The sequence below is a fragment of the Phenylobacterium aquaticum genome (genome assembly GCF_947378715.1).
Lineage (GTDB): Bacteria > Pseudomonadota > Alphaproteobacteria > Caulobacterales > Caulobacteraceae > Phenylobacterium > Phenylobacterium aquaticum_A.
The window spans coordinates 1-18,029 of the sequence record NZ_CANCLE010000031.1; the positions used below are offsets into that span (position 1 = coordinate 1).

The window sequence follows — 18,029 nt, forward strand, 5'->3', positions numbered from 1 at the left end:
GGGGCCGGTCTTGAATTCGACATCGCGCAGCAGTTGGCGCGCCTCATGGCCCTCGGGGTCATAGGCCTGGACCGTGGCGCCCTGGGCGATCAGGGCCGGCACGATTTCCAGCGACGGCGCGTCGCGCATGTCGTCGGTGTTGGGCTTGAAGGTCAGGCCGAGGATGCCGATCCGCTTGCCTTTGACGCTGCCGCCCAGCGCCTTGACGATCTTGTCGGCCATCGACTTCTTGCGCGCGTCGTTGACTGCGACCGTGGTCTCCACCAGCCGGATCGGCGCTCCGGCGGCGGCGGCCGTGCGCACCAGCGCCAGGGTGTCTTTCGGGAAGCAGGAGCCGCCGTAGCCGGGGCCGGCGTGCAGGAACTTGCCGCCGATCCGCTTGTCCAGGCCGATGCCCTTGGCCACTTGCTGCACATCGGCGCCGACGGCTTCGCAGAGATCGGCCATCTCGTTGATGAAGGTGATCTTCAGGGCCAGGAACGCATTGGCCGCATATTTGATCAGCTCGCTGGTCCGCCGGCCGGTGAAGACGATCGGGGTCTCGTTGAGGAACAGCGGCCGATAGAGCTCGGCCATCACCGGCCGGGCGCGCTCGTCCTCCAGACCCACCACCACGCGGTCGGGGTGCTTGAAGTCCTCGATCGCCGCGCCCTCGCGCAGGAACTCCGGATTGGAGACCACGGCGAACTGCGCGTCCGGCCGCTTGGCTTTGATGATCTTCTCGATCTCGTCGCCCGTGCCGACCGGCACGGTCGACTTGGTGACGATCACCGTGAAGCCATCGATCAGGCCGGCGATCTCCTCGGCGGCGGCATAGACATAGGACAGGTCGGCATGGCCGTCGCCGCGCCGCGACGGCGTGCCCACCGCGATGAACACCGCGTCAGCGCTCTTCACCGCCTCGGCCGCCTCGATGGTGAAACTCAGGCGTCCGGCCTTGACGTTCTGCGCCACCAACAGCTCAAGCCCCGGTTCGAAGATCGGAATGCCGCCAGCGTTCAGGCGCGCGATCTTCGACGGGTCCTTGTCGATACAGACCACGTCATGGCCGAAGTCGGCGAAACAGGCCCCGCTCACCAGACCCACATAGCCTGTGCCGATCATCGCAACGCGCATGGTCTCATCCTGTGCGGAGACAGTAGGTCAGGCGGGCATATAGCGAGGAGATGTGAGTCTTGCGACCCGACCCTCAGATTTCCTGATTGTAGGCGCCGACCTGCGGGCGCTTGCCCAGGCGCGGCTTCACTTCCTCGCGGAACAGGGCGCGCATGTCGGCCTCGGACTGCGAGCTTTCCACCACCACCACGATCTCGGGCTTGTTGGAGGAGGCGCGGACCAGCACCCAGGAGCCGTCCTCCAACGCCACGCGGACGCCGTTGACGGTGATGACCTCAAGGATCTTGCGGCCCAGGATCGTGCCGCCGGCGGCGGCCAGCGCCGTATATTCGGCGACCACGTCCTCGACCACGCCGTACTTCACCTCGTCCGGGCAATGGGGGGACATGGTCAGCGAGGTATAGGCGATCGGCAGGGCTTTCTTGAGATCCGAAAGCTTCTTGTCGGGATTGCGATCCATCATGGCCAGGATCGCCGCCGCCGCCGTCAGGCCGCAGTCATAGCCGTAGCCCAGCGGGGAATTGAAGAAGAAATGGCCGGACTTCTCGAAGCCGGCCAGGGCGCCGAGCTCGGCGGTCTTGCGCTTGATGTAGCTGTGGCCGGTCTTCCAATAGACGGTGGTCGCGCCATTGGCCTTCAGGATCGGGTCGGTGGCGTAGAGGCCGGTCGACTTCACATCGACGATGAAGGTGGCGTCCTTGTGCAGCTCCGACAGGTCGCGGGCCAGCATCAGGCCGATCTTGTCGGCGAAGATCTCCTCGCCCTCGTCATCGACCACGCCGCAGCGGTCGCCGTCGCCGTCGAAGCCCAGCGCCAGGTCGGCGCCGTGCTCACGAACGGCCTTGGCCATCTCGTGCAGCATCTCATGGTCTTCGGGGTTCGGATTGTAGCGCGGGAAATTGTAGTCGAGCTTGCAGTCCATCTCGATGACCTCGGCCACGCCCATGCGGCGCAGGGCCTCGGGCGCGTAGTGCCCGGCCGTGCCGTTGCCGCAGGCGGCGATCACCCTCAGGGGCCGCTTCAGGCTGACCCGGGTGGCGACGTCGGCGATATAGCGTTCCGACACGCCCTCGATGTGGGCCAGGCTGCCGCCCGGCCGTTGCTTCCACTGGCCGCCGAGCACGATGTCCTTCAGCCGGCCCATCTCCACGGGTCCGAAGGTCAGGGGCTTCTGGGCGCCCATCTTCACCCCGGTCCAGCCGTTCTCGTTATGGCTGGCGGTGACCATGGCCACGCAGGGGGCGTCGAGGTCGAACTGGGCGAAATAGGCGACCGGCGACAGGGCCAGGCCGATGTCCAGCACCTCGCAGCCGGCGGCCACCAGGCCGATGGTCAGGGCCTGCTTGATGGACATGGAATAGGAGCGATAGTCGTGGCCGACCACGATGCGCTTCTGGCCCAGCTCGTGGATATAGGTCCCCAGGCCAAGGCCGAGGGCCTCGATGCCCAGCAGGTTGATCTCGGGGCCGAACAACCACCGCGCGTCGTATTCCCGGAACCCGGTCGCCTTCACCAGCGGAAAGCTTTCGAACTCGGCGGTGTTCGGGATGAGATCGCTGCGCGGGATGGGAAGCATTGGAACTCCGTCGGTGAGGTTCGGCTGGCTGTCTTAATGGTCGTGCGGTCTTAAGACCATCCGAACGCCCGCCATATTCTTCACGACCGTGACGATTTCTACATCACCCCGGCGCGCAGCAGGTCGTGAACGTGCAAAATGCCTACCGGTTCGCCGTCATCCACCACGAACAGAACCGTGACCGCCGGCGGGGGATCACTCATCAGGGCCAGGGCTTCCGAGGCCAGCATGCCGGGCGGCACGGTCTTCTTGGGGCCGGGCGTCATCACCTCGGCGGCGGTGCGGTCCATCAGGCCGTCGATGTGGCGACGCAGGTCGCCGTCGGTGATCACCCCGCAGAGCCCGCCGTCCTCGCCGCGCACCCCGACGACGCCCCAGCGCTTCTCGGTCATGACCAGCAGGGCCTCGGACATCGGCGCGTCGCGACCCACCAGGGGAAGTTCGCCTTCGCCATGCATCATGTCGCGCACGGTGCGCAGCATGGCGCCCAGCTTGCCGCCGGGATGAAAGGTCTTGAAGTCGCGGGCGGTGAAGCCGCGTCGCTCCAGCAGGGCCACGGCCAGGGCGTCGCCCAGCGCGATCTGCAGGGTGGTGGAGGTGGTCGGGGCCTTGACCTCGGCGGTGGCCTCCGCGGCGTCGGCCAGCTGCAGCACCACGTCGGCGGCGCGGCCCAAGGCGCTGTCGCGGGCGGCGGTCAGGGCGATCAGCGGCACATGGAAGCGCTTGGAGTGAGCCAGGACATCGGCCAGCTCCTGGTTCTCGCCGGACTTGGACAGACACAGCACCACGTCGCCCTCGGTGATCATGCCGAGGTCGCCATGGCTGGCCTCATTGGCGTGGACGAAGAAGGCCGGGGCGCCGGTGGAGGCGAAGGTGGCGGCGATCTTGCGGCCGACATGGCCCGACTTGCCGATGCCGGTGCAGATGATCCGGCCCTTGACGGCATGCAATATGTCCACCGCCCGGACGAAGTCGTCGCCCAGGGTCTGGGCCTGCAGGCGCAGGGCGTCGGCCTCGGCGTTCAGGACGCGGCGGCCGACGGAGATCGCGTCGAAATCAGACATCAGGCCTCGCGGACCGCTGGGCGGCTCATTGGGTGGGGGCGATCGCCTGGCTCTGCAGGTCCGACACCGCCTGGCGGGCGTGGGCGATGCGGCGGTTGGAGGCGTCAGCCTCGCGCTTCATCGCCGCCTTCATGGCCGGGGTCTGCTGCAGGGGCGTGTGGCCAAAGGGGGCGGGCGAACGATCGCCAAGGCCTTGGGGCCAGACCATGGCCAGCGCCACCATCAGGGCGGCGACGACAGCGAGGGCGGGCAGGATCAGACGGTCGGACATGCTGGTCGGGATATAGCCGCCGGGACGCGCCGGCGCCAGTCGCCGCCGCGCCTCAACCTTGACGCCCGCGCCCCCGGGCCCTAGCCCAAGCCTTTCCCGAATGAGGAGACCTCCCGCGTGCCGACCCTGATCCTGCTGCGCCACGGCCAGAGCCGCTGGAACCTGGAAGACCGCTTCACGGGCTGGGTCGACGTGGACCTGACGGCGGAGGGCGAGGCCCAGGCGCGCCTGGGCGGCGAGCTGATCAAGGCGGCGGGACTGCAGATCGACCGCGCCTTCACCTCGGTGCTGACGCGGGCCATCCGCACCTGCTGGCTGGCGCTTACCGCCGCTGACCAGGTGTTCATTCCCGAGACCAAGGACTGGCGCCTGAACGAGCGCCACTATGGCGGCCTGACCGGCCTCAACAAGACCGACACGGCGGCCCGGCACGGCGCCGACCAGGTCAAGATCTGGCGCCGTTCCTATGACGTGCCGCCGCCGCCGCTGGAGGCCGGCGGTGAGTTCGACTTCGCCAAGGACCGCCGCTATGCGGGCGCCGTGCTGCCCAATACCGAGAGCCTGAAGACCACCCTGGAACGGGTGCAGCCCTATTGGGAGGCCGCGATCGCCCCGCACCTGGCGGCGGGCGAGACCCTGCTGGTCGCCGCCCACGGCAATTCCCTGCGCGCCATCGTCAAGCTTTTGTGGAACCTGTCCAGCGAGGCGATCATCGACATCGAGATCCCCACCGGCAATCCGCTGGTGATCGAGCTGGACGCGGCGCTGAAGCCAAGCTCGGCCCGCTATCTCGACGCGGGCCGCGCCCAGGCCCTGCCGGCCTGATGGCCGCCACCGATCAGGACCATATGCGCCGGGCCATCGCCCTGGCGCGGGGTCAGGTCGGTCTGACCGGTGACAATCCGGCCGTGGGCTGCGTGATCGTGGCGGGCGACGCCGTGGTGGGCGAGGGCGTCACCCAGGCCGGGGGGCGACCCCATGCCGAGGAGATGGCCCTGGCCCAGGCGGGCGATCGGGCCCGGGGCGCCGTGGCCTATCTGACACTTGAACCCTGCGGTGCGCGGTCCTCCGGCGCCGCCTCCTGCGCCGAGCGACTGGCCGAGGCCGGGCTCCGGCGGGTGGTCGTCGCCTGCGAGGATTCCTCGGTCTTCGCCGCCGGCCAGGGGGCCGAACGCTTACAGGGCAAGGGCGTCGTGGTGGAGCTTGGTCTGCTGGCCCCCGAGGCGGCCGCCCTGATCGCCGCCTATCGCCCCGTTAAGGGTTAGCGAATATTCATTGTAATTCGGCTAAGTCACGGAAACTACGCGTTAATTGCATTAGCCTAGGGTGCTGATCAGTAACCTCCGGGGCCAGTCTCCATGGCGCTTCTCGCGACCACCACCGCCGTCGATCTCCGTCGGATCGAGCAGCCTGAACTGGACGCCATCTGCGTCCGTCACGACCGGCTTTGGAGCTCAAAGCCCGGCGGCGCCCGGGCGGTCTTCGCTTGGCTGGATCTCAGCGGCCTCGACCTGCGCGGCAAGAACCTCTGCGACGCCGATTTCACCGGGGCGGTGATGGCCGGCTGCCAGATGCAGGGCGCGCGCCTGGACCAGGCCAGCATGTTCGGCGCCGATCTGCAGAACGCGGACCTGACCGAGGCCTCGCTGCGTCGGGCCGACCTGCGCGGCGCCTGCCTGCGCAACGCCAATCTGTCCGGCGTCGACATGTTCGAGGCCGACCTGCGCGAGGGCTCCATCGCGGTGGGCGATCGCGACAAGGGCCTGAGGGTCATGGAGCACATCAACCGGGTCGGCGAGGTGCAGGGCGCGATCCTGGCCGGGGCCAATCTCGAGCGGTCGCGGATGTCGGGCGTGATGGCGGTTCGCGCCGATTTCACCGACGCCAACATGAAGGACGCCAAGCTCGTTCGCGCCAATCTCAAGCAGTGCACCATGACCGGGGCGAACCTGGCCGGGGCTGACCTGTCGGGCGCCGACCTCGCCGGGGCGGACCTGCGCGACTGCATACTGGTGGGCGCCAAGACCCTGGCCTGGAACGTCAGCCGGGCCGACATGCGCGGCGCCCTCACCGACGATCCGATCGGCAAGGCGGTCTCCGACCTGCCCTATGAGACCATGATCCGCGATCATGCCCGCTGGTGCGAGACCGGCGGGGCGGAGGGCAGCCCCAGCGTGTTCGACAACGCCGACCTGCGGGCGCTGGAAAGCGTGCGCGGCTTCAACCTCACCGCCTTGTCCGCCAAGGGGGCGATCTTCTACGGCCTCGACATGGAGGGGGTGCAGCTGCAGGGCGCGCATCTGGAGGGCGCGGACCTGCGCTCCTGCAATCTGCGCCGGGCCGATCTGCGGGGCGCCAGGCTGGTGGACTGCAAACTGGCGGGGACCGACCTGCGCGACGCCCAGATGGGGCCGCTGCTGCTGGGCGCCGCCCGCGTCCTGCCCTGCAACCTCACGGGCGCCGTCCTGAAGGGCGCCGACATGGCGCGCGCCGACATGCGCTATGTCATCCTGCGCGACGCCGACCTGTCGCGGGCCAACTTCACCAACGCCCAGCTGGCCCACGCCGATCTGATCGGGGCGCAGAAGTGGGGCGCGAGGGGGCTGGGCGATACGCTGTGAGGTGCGACAATTTAACGCTTCGGTCGTTCCTGGGGGGCTAGACAGTCCGTCTACCCAGACCATACCGGGGGAATGACACCATCATGTGCGCAGCTGCTTTGACCGGACGTCGGAAGCTCTCTGCGGGCGAGATCGAGATGATCGTGGCGGCTCACGAAAGGTTCGTGACCGGCCGGCCCGGCGGCAAGCGGGCGGTGCTGAAGTTCGTGGACCTCACCGGCGTCGATCTGTCCGGGCGCAATCTCTCCGACGCCGATCTCTCCGCCTCGATCCTCGACCGCGCCAAGCTGGCGGTGACCAATCTTGAGCGGGCCAATCTGTTTGGCTGCGACCTGCGCAAGGCCGACATGCGCGGCGCCCGCCTGGTCCGCGCCGATCTGCGCGGCGCCTGCCTGCAGGGCGCGAACCTGACCCAGGCCGACCTGACCCAGGCTGATTTCCGCATCGGCCAGATCGCCATTCCGCATCCCAGCAAGGGCCTGTCCTCGGCCACCCATGAATCGCGCCATGGGCAGCTCGACAACGCCGTCCTCTGCGGCGCGACCTTTGACGGCTCGCAGCTCAACGACGCCTCGGCCTATGCCGCCGACTTCACCGACTGTTCCCTGAAGGGCGCCAAGATGACCGGCGCCAATCTGAAGGACGCCAAGATGAGCGGCGCCATCCTCGACGGCGCGGACGTCTCCGGAACCAATCTTGAGGGCGCAGACCTGTCCTATGCGGCCATGAACGGCGTCGACATGGGCCGGGCCCGCACCTCGGCCTCGACCAAGCTGGGCGGATCGATCCGCGCGCCCAGCCCCGAGGCCATGGCCCGGGCGGCCGGTCTGCTCGCCCAGGCCCAGGGCAATCACGCCTGGTGCAAGACCAGCGGCAAGGAAGGCCGCCCCGCCAATTTCGACCATCAGGACATGCGACCCCTGGGCGTTCAGCTGCGCGGCCTGCGGCTCACCGCCCTCAGCGCCAAGGCGGCGATCATGGTCGGCATGGACCTGACCGGGGTGCATCTGCAGGGCGCCAATCTGGAAGGCGCGGACCTGCGCGGGGCCATACTGCGCGATGCTGACCTACGCGGGGCGCGGCTGGCCGGGGCCAATCTGACCAAGGCCGATCTGCGGAACTGTGTCATCGCGCCCCTGCCGCTCGGCGGTTCGCGTGAGGCGCCGGGCTCGCTGGACCACGCCAGGGTGCGCTACGCCCAGGCCCAGGGCTCGGATCTGACCGGGGTGATCCTGGACGGCGCCGACGTGCGCGGCTGTGATTTCACCGGCGCCTGCCTGACCGGGGCCAGCGTCCACGAGACCGACTTCCAGGCCGCCGTCGGCCTCGACGCCGCCCGCGCCGCCTGAGACGGCCCCGAACCTTGGCCGCGAATACAAAAAGGCGGCGCAGGACCTGCGCCGCCGAGAGGGACTTTGGGGGAAGAGATTCAGAGTTGGGCGGCGCGCGAGGGGATCACGCGCCGCCCGGTCTGGGTCGCCTAAGAGGGGGGGAGTTAGGCGGCCTTCTCACCTTCGATCAGGGGGGATTGATCGGGGGTGGCGATTTCGATCCTGCGGGGCTTGAGGGCCTCGGGGAGTTCACGCTTCAGCGAGATCTGCAGCAGGCCGTCGGCCAGCTTCGCCTCGGTGACGACCACATAGTCCGCCAGCTGGAAGCGGCGATCGAAATCGCGCTCGGCCAGACCGCGGTGCAGGAAGCGCCGCTGGTCGTCATTGGCGGCCTTGCGGCCTTGCACGGTCAGGAGGTTCTCCTTGACCTCGATGTTCAGCTCATCCGGTCGGAAGCCGGCCACCGCGATCTCGATGCGGTAGGCGTTCTCGTCGGTGCGCTCGATGTTGTAGGGCGGATAGCCGCCGGCCGTGTCGGCCGCCGCAGTTTCCAGCAGGGCCGCGAGACGGTCGAAGCCGACCACGGAGCGATAGAGGGGGGAGAAGTCGGTCGTACGCATGGGGATCACATCCTTCTTGGCTTAAGCAAGGTTGTCTCTCAGGGGCGGAACGGTGCGAGCCGAAGCCTCGCCTTGTCCCGGAAGGCCCGGATATCCAGCGCCTTCGTTAGCTTAGTTGGGGACCCGTCGAACGGTTTCAAGAGCCCCGCCGATCGCCGCTCATCATCGGCTTTTGACCCGGCGTGCAGGGCAGGATAGGTCGTTGGCCGGGCGAAACGGAACAGAGGTCGCGATGGATCTTGCAGACGCCGCCATGGCCGCCTTTTCCCGGCGCGGTCTGCTCCTGGCCGGCGGGGCGTTCACCCTGACCGCGTGCGGCCCCAAGACCGCCGCCCCGGTCGCCAAGCTCCACGATCCCCTGACCCTCGAACAGGCCGTGGCCGGCGCCTGGCGCACCCCGGCCGACAGGGCCCGCGACGTCTGGCGCCATCCCCTGGAGACCCTGAACTTCTGGGGCCTGAAGCCGGGCGCGACCGTGGTGGAATTCTGGCCCGGCGCGGGCTGGTACACCGACATATTGGCGCCCTTCCTGGCCGCCACCGACGGCAAGCTCTACGCCGCCGATCTGCAGACCAACGACACCGGCGAACCGGCCTCGGCCGAGATGGTCTCGGCCTATCGCCGCAAGCTGCGCGAGAAGCCCAAGCTCTATGGGGCGGTGGAGATCACCGCCTTTGGTCCGACCAGCGGCCCGGTGGCGCCGGCCGGCTCCGCCGACCTGGTGCTGTTCCTGCGCAATCTGCACAACTGGATGGCCGCCGGCATCGCCGAGAAGGCCTTTCACGACGCCTTCGTGGCGCTCAAGCCCGGCGGCGTCCTGGGGGTCGAGGAGCATCGCGCCAGCCCCGGCGGGGTGCCGGACCTGCTGGCCGCCGATGGCTATGTGCAACAGGCCTTCGTGGTCCAGATGGGCAAGGAGGCGGGGTTCATCCTCGACAAGACCAGCGAGATCAACGCCAATCCGAAGGACACCAAGGACCATCCCTTCGGTGTCTGGACCCTGCCGCCGGTCCGCCGCTCCTCGCCGCGCGGCCTGCCGGAGGATCCGACCTTCGATCACACCAAGTATGACGCCATCGGCGAGTCCGACCGCATGACCCTGAGGTTCGTGAAGCCGACCTAGGTGTGCAGTCCCGGATGAACGCCACCCCGCCGACCCCGTCAGAATAGAGCCATCTTGCCCTGGCTAGGGTCATGGCTGAACCGAAACCCCGCCCCCGAAAGTCCGGAGCATGCCCCGCAAGTCCACCCTCCTGCTGATCGCCCTGGCCGCTCCGGTCCTGATGTCCGGTCCGGCCTTCGCCCAGGAGCAGCAGACGATCCTGCCGGGCTATTGGGACGTGACCAACAAGGTCCAGGCGGTGGTGGTCAAGACCACCCGCGAGCAGCGCTGCGTCAAGCCGGCCGAGGTCGCCAAGTTCACCATGGGGCCCAGCAACCACCACTATGCCTGTGTCTATTCGACCAAGATCTTCAAGGACGGCAAGATCACCCTGAAGGGCCAGTGCGCGAACAAGAAGGGCGCCCAGGTGGAGATCGCCGCGACCGGCAGCTATTCGCCCACCACCTTCAACATGGTCGCCGACGTCGACACCACCTATGCCGGCCTGCCGCTGGGCGGGCGGTTCTCGACCGACGCCAGGCGGATCGGCGACGTCTGCCCGCCGGACGCCAAGGGCGGCTGAGCCGGTTGGCCGGGTCGGCGGCGTTTACTTCATTCCCGCCAGAGGCGAAGGTGCGTCCTGTCACCCTATCGGAGCGCGTCGATGGCCACCCTTGAGGAACTTACCGAACGTGTCCGCGCCGGCGTCGGCGTGGAATCGGGCCTCGGCAAGTCCTTCAAGCTCGACCTGAAGGGCGAAGGCTTCATCCATATCGATGGCGGGGTGGTCTGCAATGACGACAAGCCCGCCGACCTGACCGTCCGCATCAGCAAGGCGGACCTGAAGGCCATGGGTGACGGCAAGCTCAATCCGATGACGGCGGTCATGACCGGTCGTCTGCAACTGTCCGACATGGGGCTGGCGATGTCGCTGCAGCCTCAGATGCAAGCCCTGTTCTCGAAACTCGCCTGAGGAATATCTTCCATGACTGACGCGGCGCCCCTGGTTTCGATCCCTGAAGCTCCCCTGCCGCCGGGCGGCGGCGCGGAATGGTTCACGGGCGCTGGCGGCGCCAAGCTGCGCGCCGCCCTGTTCACGCCCAAGGGCGCGCCCCGGGGTACTGTGGTGCTGAGCACCGGCCGCACCGAGGCGATCGAGAAGTATTTCGAGGTGATCGGCGAACTGCTCGGCCGCGGCTTCGTGGTCCTGGCCCAGGAGTGGCGCGGCCAGGGCCTGTCCCATCGCGACCTGCCGGATCGGCTCAAGGGTCACGCCATCGGCATGGCCGCCTATGTCACCGACTATCACGCCCTGCTGGCGGCCTTCGAGGGTCGCATGCCCAAGCCGTGGATGGCCGTGGGCCATTCCATGGGCGGCTGCCTGACCCTGCTCGCGCTGGCCAAGGGCGAGGCCGACCGCTTTGCGGGCGCGGTGCTCAGCGCGCCGATGCTGGGGGTGCGCACCGGCGGTCTGCCCCTGCCGGCGGCCAAGATCATGGCCGGCTTCTTCCTGATGATCGGGCGGGGCGGGGACTATGCGCGGACGCCGCCGGAGGATCCCTATACCGAGGTGTTCGAGGGCAATGTCCTCACCCACGACGCCAAGCGTTTCGCCCGGGCCCGCGCCCTGATCGCCGCCAACAAGGACCTGGCGCTCAGCGCACCGACCTGGGGATGGCTCGACTTCGCCTTCAAGGCCACGACCTGGCTGGGCACGGCCGACAATCTGCGCCGTGTCCGCATTCCGGTGGTGATCGTCTCGGCCGGCGACGACAAGCTGGTGCGCGACGACGCCCAGAAGATGGTCGCCAGCCTGCTGCCCGATGGCAGGTTCGTCAGCGTGGCCGGCGCCGAGCACGAGATCCTGATGGAGACCGACGATCTGCGGCTCCAGTTCTGGACCGCTTTCGACGCCTTGGCCGACAAGGTCGCGGCCAAGCCTGCGGCGCCGGCGAAGGCCGCTGCGCCGAAGCCGGTCGCCGCCAAGCCCGCCGCGCCGAAGGCCGCTGTCGCCAAGCCTGCCAAGGCCCCCGTCGCCAAAGCGCCTGTCGTCAAGGCCCCGGTCTCGAAGGCTCCGGTGGCCAAGGCGGCGCCCGCGCCCAAGGCCGCTCCCAAGGCGACCGCCAAGCCCAAGCCCGCCGTCGCCCCGAAGCCCGCGCCCGCCAAGGCGATCGCGGTCGCGCCGGCCAAGAAGGCTGCTCTGGCCAAGTCCACGGCCAAGCCGGTCGCCAAATCCGCGCCAGCCAAACCCGTTCCGGCCAAGACCGCGGCTGCCAAGGCTCCGGCCAAGCCGGCCCCCAAGGCTCCAGCCAAGACGGCGGCGAAGCCGGTCGCAGTCGCGAAGCCGACCCCAGCGGTCAAGGCGAAGGCTGCGGCGCCCAAGGCGAAAGCCCCGGCCAAGGCTCCGGCCAAGGCCGCGCCCAAGCCCAAGAAGACCTGATCAGTCGGCGGATCGCTTGAGGGCGACCAGGGCCTCGTCGAGGCAGGCCCGGTCGCCGGCCATGACGATCTGGCCCCCCTGGCGGCCGATCGGTTCGCCGCGCCAATTGGTGACCACCCCGCCGGCGCCCTCGATCAGCGGCACGGCCACCTCGATGTCCCAGCATTTGCAGACCCGGGATTCCACCACCAGGTCGACGGTCCCGGCCGCCACCATGGCATAGGCATAGGCGTCGCAGCCCAGGCGCGTCAGCTTGGCTGCGGCCGCCACCTGGTTCCACGCGCCCCGCTCGGCGCCGTCGAAATAGGAATGCGGATCGGTGGTCATGATGATGGCGTCGGTCAGGTTGGGACAGGGCCGAACCTTCAACGGGCGCTCGCCCGAGCGGTTGATCAGTCGCGAACCGCCCGCGTGGCCGATGAAGATCTCACCGACATAGGGCTGGCCGATCGATCCCAGCACGGGATCGCCCTGGTGGCGCAGGCTGATCAGGGTGGTCCAGACCGGCAGGCCGGCGATGAAGGCCCGGGTGCCGTCCACGGGATCGAGCACCCAGACGAACTCAGCGTCCGGGCGGTCCTCGCCGTACTCCTCGCCAATCACCCCGTGCTCGGGGTGATGCTGGGCGATCAGCTTGCGGATCGCCGCCTCCGCGCCCTTGTCGGCCAGGGTCACGGGGTCGAAGCCGGCCGCGCCGCCCTTGTCCTCCAGCCCATGATCCTCCACCCGGAACAGGGGCAGGATCACCTCGCCGGAGGCGCGGTTGAGGTCGATCATGAAGGCGTCGAGCGCCTGAAGCGTGTGGGGAGCGAGCATGGGCCCGCTTTACCCTGTCGGTGGCCCCCGCGAAATCCCCTTGGCAGGGATACGCGGGGGACAGCCGAACGAGGTCTTCAGAACTAGACGGCTTCGTGATCGCCGTTGAGCGACTTGGCCAGGTCCAGCAGCCGGCGGCGCGGACGCTCGCCGAGCTGGTAATAGGCGCGGATCAGGTCGAGGGTTTCCTTGCGGGCGAACATCTCGCCGCCACCTTCGCTCTCCTGGGCCGGCTCGCGATGAGCCACCTCGGAAAGGCCGTCGTAGAAATACCCGACCGGAACTTCCAGCGCCTCGGACAGCTGCCACAGGCGGGCCGCCGAGATGCGGTTCGCGCCGCACTCATACTTTTGGATCTGCTGAAAACGCACGCCACAGGCGCCGGCCAGTTGCTGCTGGGTCAGACCCAGCAGACGCCGGCGGCGGCGCAAACGCTTACCAAGGTGAACGTCGATGTCGTTGCCCATGGGCTGCATCGCCCCCTCATTCGGTTGCCTAGCGCCCGTCCCAAAGCGAGACGGTCTGACCTCAATTCCGCAAGTCGCGCGCCAAGCGACTTCGGTTCGCGTTGCGCGGAGGGGGGAGGGACAGGTAGGACAAAGCCATGACGGCGCCCCGCCCATCCCTGGCCCAGGATATCGCCTGGCGGCTCGAGGCCTTCGCCTTCGACCTGATGACCGGTCTCGCCCGGCTGTTCCCGATCGATACGGTGTCCGACTTCGGCGCCTGGATGTTCCAGCGCCTGGGCCCGCTGACCAGTGCGCACCGGGTGGCCGAGACCAATCTGCGGATCGTCTTCCCCCATGCCGACGACGCCGAGATCGCCCGCCTGCTGGCGGCGCAGTGGGACGGGGTTGGCCGCTGGGCCGTGGAGTTCCCGATCCTCGACAAGATCATCGCCGATCCCGCCCGGGTGGAACTGGTCAATGGCGAGCGCCTGGCCGAGATCGCGCGGACCGGCGAGACGGTGGTGTTCATCTCCGGCCACTTCTCGTCGTTCGAGATCATGCCGGCCGCGATCGTCCACGCCGGCATCGCCTGCCAGATCACCTATCGCGCCACCAACAACCCCTATGTCGATGAGCGGATCCGCAAGAGCCGGTTCCGCTATGGGGTGCGGCTGTTCGCGCCCAAGGGCAGCGACGGGGCCCGCGAGCTGATCCGCGCCCTGTCGCGGGGCGAGTCCGTGGCGCTGATGAACGATCAGAAGTTCAATGGCGGGGTGGCCGCGCCGCTGTTCGGCAAGCTGGCCCACACCGCGCCCGGCCCCTCCAGCTTCGCCCTGAGGTTCGATGTCCCCCTGCAGCCCATGTCGGTGCAGCGGGTCGGCAAGGCCCATTTCCGGGTGGTGGTGCACGACCCGATCCGGCTGACTTCGACCGGCGACCGCAACGCCGACATCGCCGCCGGCGTGGGCCGCGTGAACCAGTTCATCGAGGAGCGGGTCCTGGATCGGCCGGCCGAGTGGTTCTGGGTCCACAAGCGCTGGCCCAATGAGGTCTACAAGACGCCCCGCGCCGCCAAGGGCTAGAGCATTTTCCGAAAAGTGTGACGCACTTTTCGGATTCAAAAATGCTCTATCTTTTTGAATTAGAGCCCTTTCCGATCTGGTTGATTCAACCAGATCGGAAAGGGCTCTAGGGCTTGCGACCGGCGACGCTGGCCTGGACGATCATTCGACCCTCCTGCAGCAGGCGCGGATAGAGGCCGGTGTCGCCGCCCACCGCCCGGGCCGCCTGGTCATAGACCTCGGCCACCTTCCCGGCGATCGGGGCGATGGCGCGGGGATCCCAGTGATCCACGCCCTCGCGGCGCAGGCGCAGCTGGGTGGCGTGGGTGATGTGGCGCAGGCCGTTCAGGGCGCCCAGGACGGTGGCCGATCCCAGCTGCGGCGTGCAGGCGGCGGCCAGGTTCTGATCGGCGAACAGCACCCGCTCCCAGGCCGCCTCGATATTGGCCTGGGTCGCCACCTTCGGCGTCTCCACGGTCGCGACGAGGATGGCGTAGTAGCGCAATACGTCGAAGGCTGCGGCCATGGCGAACTGCCGGGCGTCGCGCACCGTCGCCGCCCGCTCCCGATGGGCCAGGTTGAAGGCCGCCGCCGTCGAGGCGCCGATCGCCGCCACGCTGCCGAGCGCCTGGACCCAGGCGGCCGTGACCTCGGTCCACAGGCCGCGCTCCAGGCTGAGCGCCGCCAGCCAGCCAAAGGCCAGCACACCGATCAGGATGTTCACCCGGCGTGGCGTCAAGCCGGCCTTCCACCTCAGGTCCATGGCATCCCTCGCCGCCGTCGTCGGGGCGGGTTGGAGCCCAGGATTATGGCGTCTTGGCGTCCAGCATCAGCATGGGGTCGAGGTTGCGGCCATGCCACTTCATCCGCCAGCACAGGTGCGGGCCGGTGGCCCGGCCCTCCTTGCCGACCGCGCCGATCACCTCGCCGCGCCGCACGGTCTGGCCGACCGCCACGTCGATGCGCGACTGATGCAGGTAGCAGGTGATCAGCCCCTGGCCGTGATCGATCAGGGTCAGGCCGCCGTCGAAATGCAGGCCGGTCTCGGCGAAGGACACCACGCCGCCGGCCGGGGCGCGGATCGGCGTTCCCACGGGCGCGGCCAGGTCGTCGCCATAGTGCGGCTTCTTGGGCTCGCCGTTCAGGATCCGCTGGCCGCCGAACCGGGCCGCGAGGCGATAGGTCTTCACCGGGGTGATGAACCCCTGACGGAAGTCGTCCAGATCGGCCAGGCTGGCGAACCCCACCGCCTTGCGCGTCACCTCGGCGGCGATGCGGGCCAGCAGGGCCTCGTCGGTGGGCGAGACCTGATCCTCGGGCAGTCCGTCGATGCGCTGGATGTTGAAGTCGCCCGGCGCGATGGCGGCGATGTGGGTCGCTTCGCCATCCTCCGTGACCACGCGGATCCGGGCCTGTGGGCCCGCGTCGCGATCAAAGCCCACGATGAAATAGCCACTCCGAGAGGCCAGGCCCTCGGCCACGTCGTCGACGAACAGCTGGGCGCGGGGCTGGGTGCGGCCCATGACGAAGCCGCCCTGCTGGAAGCGGCCGGACAGGGCCAGACCCGGGGCGGCCGCGCGCGCCGGCAGCCCCAGGGCGGCGAGGCCCAGCCCGGCGAGGGCGCGGCGGCGGTCGAGACCGGTCAGGTCTGGGTTTCCTTCCAGCGCGCCAGGGATTCCGCCGGTCCGGCATAGGCTTCCTGCAAGGGCGCGCTCCAGTAGCGCAGGGCCTCCAGGGGGATCTTCACGCCGGACACCGCGCAGGCCACGTAGCGGCCGGGCTTCAGCACCACGAATTCACCGTCGCCATAGTGGACGACGGCCAGGTCGGCGGGAGAGCCCGGAAGGTTGCGGTCGTGTGCGTTCATGGGCGCCAATGTAGCGCGCCTGGGCCGATCAGAACAGGTCGCCCTGATTGGGCGGCGTGACGGGGCTGCGCGGGGCGCGGGTCATCAACGGCTTGGGGCGCGGCGCCGGGGTCAGCGTGACGCCCGGATCGGCCTCGCCATCGATCACCGCCTGGCGAGCCTGATCGGCGAACACCAGCTGGACCGCCTCCCCGCTGGCCAGCGACCCGCCCTCGCGGACCAGGCTGCCATCGGCCCGATGCACCCGGGCGAAGCCGCGCTTCAGGGGCGCGCTGGGATCGACCGAAGCGTGCAGCTTGGCCAGGCTGGTCAGCCGCTCGGACAGTCGCGCCAGACCCCGATCCAGGGCCGGCTGCAGGCGGACGGTCAGCCGGCTCAGGCTGTCGGCCTGGATCTGTTGCGGCCGTTGCAGCAGCACCGGCGCCAGCCGCGCGCTCAGCCGGGCCAGTTCCGTGCGCTGCACCGAGACATTGCGCTCCAGCCCGGCGCCCAGGCGCGCGCCGACCCCGGCCAGCCGCTCGGCCTGGGCCTGCTGCGGTCTTTGTAAGAGAAGCGGCGACAGCCGCGAGCCGACCCGCACCAGCTCGGTGCGGTGGACGGCGACATTGCGGTCCAACGCCGCCCCCAGCCGGCTCTTGACCAGATTGAACCTCTGGCTGGCCAGCTCGACCAGGTCCGGAACCCGGGCCAGGCTGCGCTCCAGGGTGGCGATACGGCCGCGCCGGTCCTCGACCAGCCGGCCGCCATGGCGGTGCAGCCGGGCCGACAGGTCGCCGATGGCGGCGCGCAACTCGGCCAGGACCGGGGTGGCGATCTCGGCGGCGGCGGTCGGCGTCGGCGCGCGGCGGTCGGAGACGAAGTCGATCAGGGTGGTGTCGGTCTCGTGGCCCACGGCCGAGATCAGCGGGATCTGCGAGGCCGCCACGGCGCGGGCCAGGGTCTCGTCATTGAAGGCCCAGAGGTCCTCGACCGAACCGCCGCCCCGGGCGACGATCAGCACGTCGGGGCGGGGCAGGGGGCCGTCGGCCGGCAGGGCGTTGAATCCCTCGATGGCGGCGCGGACCTGGGCGGCGGCGGCGTCGCCCTGGACCACCACCGGCCAGACGATCACCCGGCAGGGCCAGCGGTCACGAATGCGATGCAGGATGTCGCGGATCACCGCCCCGGTCGGGCTGGTGATCACGCCCACGACCGAGGGCATCTCGGGCAGGGCCTGCTTGCGGGCGGGATCGAACAGGCCCTCGGCCTGCAGCTTGGCCTTCAGCCGTTCCAGCTGGGCCAGCAGGGCGCCGATGCCGGCGGCCTCCATGGTCTCGATGATGATCTGATAGCGGGAGCCGGCCGGATAGGTGGTGATCTTGCCGGTCACCACGACCTCCAGCCCCTGTTCGGGCCGGACGGACAGATTGCGGACCGAGCCCTTCCAGACCACCCCGTCGATGGCGGCGCGCTCATCCTTGAGCGTCAGATAGACGTGGCCGTTGGAATGGAAGGTGACCTTGGACAGCTCGGCCCGCAGGCGCACAAAGCCGTATTGGTCTTCCAGGGTGCGCTTCAGCGCGAAGGCCAGCTCGGATACGGAATAGGGCTTGGCGTTGCCCTCGGCGATGTCGGAGCCGGTGTCGGTCATGCCAGGGACGTTAGCGGGAGCCGGGCCGAAACCCAAACCCCCGCCAACTCATCCCCAACGGATAT

The 18,029-nt window shown here is 68.9% G+C and carries 20 protein-coding genes; 9 read left to right on the top strand and 11 right to left on the bottom strand.

Translation table 11 applies throughout. The annotated features are described in order from the left end of the window. From Q7P21_RS06290 to Q7P21_RS06305, 4 genes are all read right to left on the bottom strand, one after another. On the bottom strand, positions 1–1,116 hold a 1,116-nt coding region (locus tag Q7P21_RS06290), incomplete at its 3' end, for a UDP-glucose/GDP-mannose dehydrogenase family protein (RefSeq protein WP_304176260.1). 73 nt (positions 1,117–1,189) lie between these two features. After that, complete coding sequence (locus tag Q7P21_RS06295; RefSeq protein WP_304170230.1) at positions 1,190–2,692, bottom strand: phosphomannomutase/phosphoglucomutase; 1,503 nt, start codon at positions 2,690–2,692, stop codon at positions 1,190–1,192. A gap of 98 nt (positions 2,693–2,790) precedes the next feature. After that, the gene (locus Q7P21_RS06300) at positions 2,791–3,756 is read right to left on the bottom strand and encodes an SIS domain-containing protein (RefSeq protein WP_304170229.1); all 966 of its coding nucleotides are present in this window, start codon (positions 3,754–3,756) and stop codon (positions 2,791–2,793) included. Between the two features lie 25 nt (positions 3,757–3,781). Beyond that, positions 3,782–4,027, bottom strand: a complete 246-nt coding sequence (locus Q7P21_RS06305; protein ID WP_304170228.1) for a hypothetical protein — start codon at positions 4,025–4,027, stop codon at positions 3,782–3,784. A gap of 117 nt (positions 4,028–4,144) precedes the next feature. Here Q7P21_RS06305 and gpmA point away from each other — a divergent pair, with 117 nt between their 5' ends. The 4 genes from gpmA (at position 4,145) to Q7P21_RS06325 (ending at position 7,997) form a co-directional block, all read left to right on the top strand. Next, positions 4,145–4,852 carry a 2,3-diphosphoglycerate-dependent phosphoglycerate mutase gene (gene gpmA, locus Q7P21_RS06310; protein ID WP_304170227.1) on the top strand — a complete coding sequence of 236 codons (708 nt, stop codon included), beginning with the start codon at positions 4,145–4,147 and terminating at the stop codon, positions 4,850–4,852. After that, on the top strand, positions 4,852–5,292 hold the full coding sequence (locus tag Q7P21_RS06315; RefSeq protein WP_304176262.1) for a bifunctional diaminohydroxyphosphoribosylaminopyrimidine deaminase/5-amino-6-(5-phosphoribosylamino)uracil reductase RibD: 441 nt from the start codon (positions 4,852–4,854) through the stop codon (positions 5,290–5,292). Before gpmA ends, Q7P21_RS06315 begins: the two co-directional genes overlap by 1 nt. A gap of 93 nt (positions 5,293–5,385) precedes the next feature. Then, on the top strand, positions 5,386–6,648 hold the full coding sequence (locus tag Q7P21_RS06320) for a pentapeptide repeat-containing protein (RefSeq protein WP_304170225.1): 1,263 nt from the start codon (positions 5,386–5,388) through the stop codon (positions 6,646–6,648). Between the two features lie 137 nt (positions 6,649–6,785). Continuing rightward, complete coding sequence (locus Q7P21_RS06325) at positions 6,786–7,997, top strand: pentapeptide repeat-containing protein (protein WP_368670105.1); 1,212 nt, start codon at positions 6,786–6,788, stop codon at positions 7,995–7,997. A 146-nt stretch (positions 7,998–8,143) separates the two neighbouring features. Here the strand turns inward: Q7P21_RS06325 and Q7P21_RS06330 are convergent, their stop codons facing one another. Continuing rightward, entirely contained in the window at positions 8,144–8,599 is a 456-nt protein-coding gene (locus Q7P21_RS06330; RefSeq protein WP_304170224.1) for an Hsp20 family protein, read from the bottom strand. Between the two features lie 232 nt (positions 8,600–8,831). On the opposite strand from Q7P21_RS06330, the gene Q7P21_RS06335 reads away from it, so the two are divergent. The 4 genes from Q7P21_RS06335 (at position 8,832) to Q7P21_RS06350 (ending at position 12,141) form a co-directional block, all read left to right on the top strand. Continuing rightward, on the top strand, positions 8,832–9,722 hold the full coding sequence (locus tag Q7P21_RS06335; RefSeq protein ID WP_304176264.1) for a class I SAM-dependent methyltransferase: 891 nt from the start codon (positions 8,832–8,834) through the stop codon (positions 9,720–9,722). A gap of 109 nt (positions 9,723–9,831) precedes the next feature. Next, the gene (locus Q7P21_RS06340; RefSeq protein WP_304170223.1) at positions 9,832–10,284 is read left to right on the top strand and encodes a DUF3617 family protein; all 453 of its coding nucleotides are present in this window, start codon (positions 9,832–9,834) and stop codon (positions 10,282–10,284) included. A gap of 81 nt (positions 10,285–10,365) precedes the next feature. Next, complete coding sequence (locus Q7P21_RS06345) at positions 10,366–10,674, top strand: SCP2 sterol-binding domain-containing protein (protein ID WP_304170222.1); 309 nt, start codon at positions 10,366–10,368, stop codon at positions 10,672–10,674. Between the two features lie 12 nt (positions 10,675–10,686). Continuing rightward, positions 10,687–12,141: an alpha/beta hydrolase gene (locus tag Q7P21_RS06350; protein WP_369695337.1), complete on the top strand. Its 1,455-nt coding sequence runs from the start codon at positions 10,687–10,689 to the stop codon at positions 12,139–12,141. On the opposite strand, the gene hisN is transcribed toward Q7P21_RS06350, so the two are convergent. Both hisN and Q7P21_RS06360 read right to left on the bottom strand, forming a co-directional pair. Then, positions 12,142–12,957: a histidinol-phosphatase gene (hisN, locus tag Q7P21_RS06355; protein ID WP_304171115.1), complete on the bottom strand. Its 816-nt coding sequence runs from the start codon at positions 12,955–12,957 to the stop codon at positions 12,142–12,144. An 83-nt stretch (positions 12,958–13,040) separates the two neighbouring features. Then, positions 13,041–13,433: a helix-turn-helix domain-containing protein gene (locus Q7P21_RS06360; RefSeq protein WP_304171117.1), complete on the bottom strand. Its 393-nt coding sequence runs from the start codon at positions 13,431–13,433 to the stop codon at positions 13,041–13,043. A gap of 128 nt (positions 13,434–13,561) precedes the next feature. On the opposite strand from Q7P21_RS06360, the gene Q7P21_RS06365 reads away from it, so the two are divergent. Next, a complete protein-coding gene (locus Q7P21_RS06365) occupies positions 13,562–14,488 on the top strand; it encodes a lysophospholipid acyltransferase family protein (RefSeq protein ID WP_304176266.1) in 927 nt (308 codons plus the stop codon). Positions 14,489–14,594: 106 nt separating this feature from the next. Here the strand turns inward: Q7P21_RS06365 and Q7P21_RS06370 are convergent, their stop codons facing one another. From Q7P21_RS06370 to xseA, 4 genes are all read right to left on the bottom strand, one after another. Further along, positions 14,595–15,230, bottom strand: a complete 636-nt coding sequence (locus tag Q7P21_RS06370; protein WP_304176268.1) for a hypothetical protein — start codon at positions 15,228–15,230, stop codon at positions 14,595–14,597. 43 nt (positions 15,231–15,273) lie between these two features. Next, complete coding sequence (locus tag Q7P21_RS06375; protein ID WP_304171123.1) at positions 15,274–15,990, bottom strand: M23 family metallopeptidase; 717 nt, start codon at positions 15,988–15,990, stop codon at positions 15,274–15,276. Positions 15,991–16,109: 119 nt separating this feature from the next. Next, complete coding sequence (locus tag Q7P21_RS06380; RefSeq protein ID WP_304171125.1) at positions 16,110–16,334, bottom strand: DUF2093 domain-containing protein; 225 nt, start codon at positions 16,332–16,334, stop codon at positions 16,110–16,112. Positions 16,335–16,362: 28 nt separating this feature from the next. Then, positions 16,363–17,964: an exodeoxyribonuclease VII large subunit gene (xseA, locus tag Q7P21_RS06385; protein ID WP_304176269.1), complete on the bottom strand. Its 1,602-nt coding sequence runs from the start codon at positions 17,962–17,964 to the stop codon at positions 16,363–16,365. Positions 17,965–18,029: the final 65 nt, after the last annotated feature.

Coding starts and splice junctions, on each gene's coding strand:
- Q7P21_RS06380 (WP_304171125.1), bottom strand. CDS start 16,334: ATGAACGCACACGACCGCAACCTTCCGGGCTCTCCCGCCGACCTGGCC.
- Q7P21_RS06350 (WP_369695337.1), top strand. CDS start 10,687: ATGACTGACGCGGCGCCCCTGGTTTCGATCCCTGAAGCTCCCCTGCCG.
- Q7P21_RS06295 (WP_304170230.1), bottom strand. CDS start 2,692: ATGCTTCCCATCCCGCGCAGCGATCTCATCCCGAACACCGCCGAGTTC.
- Q7P21_RS06315 (WP_304176262.1), top strand. CDS start 4,852: ATGGCCGCCACCGATCAGGACCATATGCGCCGGGCCATCGCCCTGGCG.
- Q7P21_RS06305 (WP_304170228.1), bottom strand. CDS start 4,027: ATGTCCGACCGTCTGATCCTGCCCGCCCTCGCTGTCGTCGCCGCCCTG.
- Q7P21_RS06325 (WP_368670105.1), top strand. CDS start 6,786: ATGATCGTGGCGGCTCACGAAAGGTTCGTGACCGGCCGGCCCGGCGGC.
- Q7P21_RS06340 (WP_304170223.1), top strand. CDS start 9,832: ATGCCCCGCAAGTCCACCCTCCTGCTGATCGCCCTGGCCGCTCCGGTC.
- Q7P21_RS06345 (WP_304170222.1), top strand. CDS start 10,366: ATGGCCACCCTTGAGGAACTTACCGAACGTGTCCGCGCCGGCGTCGGC.
- Q7P21_RS06365 (WP_304176266.1), top strand. CDS start 13,562: ATGACGGCGCCCCGCCCATCCCTGGCCCAGGATATCGCCTGGCGGCTC.
- hisN (WP_304171115.1), bottom strand. CDS start 12,957: ATGCTCGCTCCCCACACGCTTCAGGCGCTCGACGCCTTCATGATCGAC.
- Q7P21_RS06370 (WP_304176268.1), bottom strand. CDS start 15,230: ATGGACCTGAGGTGGAAGGCCGGCTTGACGCCACGCCGGGTGAACATC.
- Q7P21_RS06375 (WP_304171123.1), bottom strand. CDS start 15,990: ATGGGCCGCACCCAGCCCCGCGCCCAGCTGTTCGTCGACGACGTGGCC.
- Q7P21_RS06300 (WP_304170229.1), bottom strand. CDS start 3,756: ATGTCTGATTTCGACGCGATCTCCGTCGGCCGCCGCGTCCTGAACGCC.
- Q7P21_RS06335 (WP_304176264.1), top strand. CDS start 8,832: ATGGATCTTGCAGACGCCGCCATGGCCGCCTTTTCCCGGCGCGGTCTG.
- Q7P21_RS06320 (WP_304170225.1), top strand. CDS start 5,386: ATGGCGCTTCTCGCGACCACCACCGCCGTCGATCTCCGTCGGATCGAG.
- xseA (WP_304176269.1), bottom strand. CDS start 17,964: ATGACCGACACCGGCTCCGACATCGCCGAGGGCAACGCCAAGCCCTAT.
- Q7P21_RS06360 (WP_304171117.1), bottom strand. CDS start 13,433: ATGCAGCCCATGGGCAACGACATCGACGTTCACCTTGGTAAGCGTTTG.
- Q7P21_RS06330 (WP_304170224.1), bottom strand. CDS start 8,599: ATGCGTACGACCGACTTCTCCCCCCTCTATCGCTCCGTGGTCGGCTTC.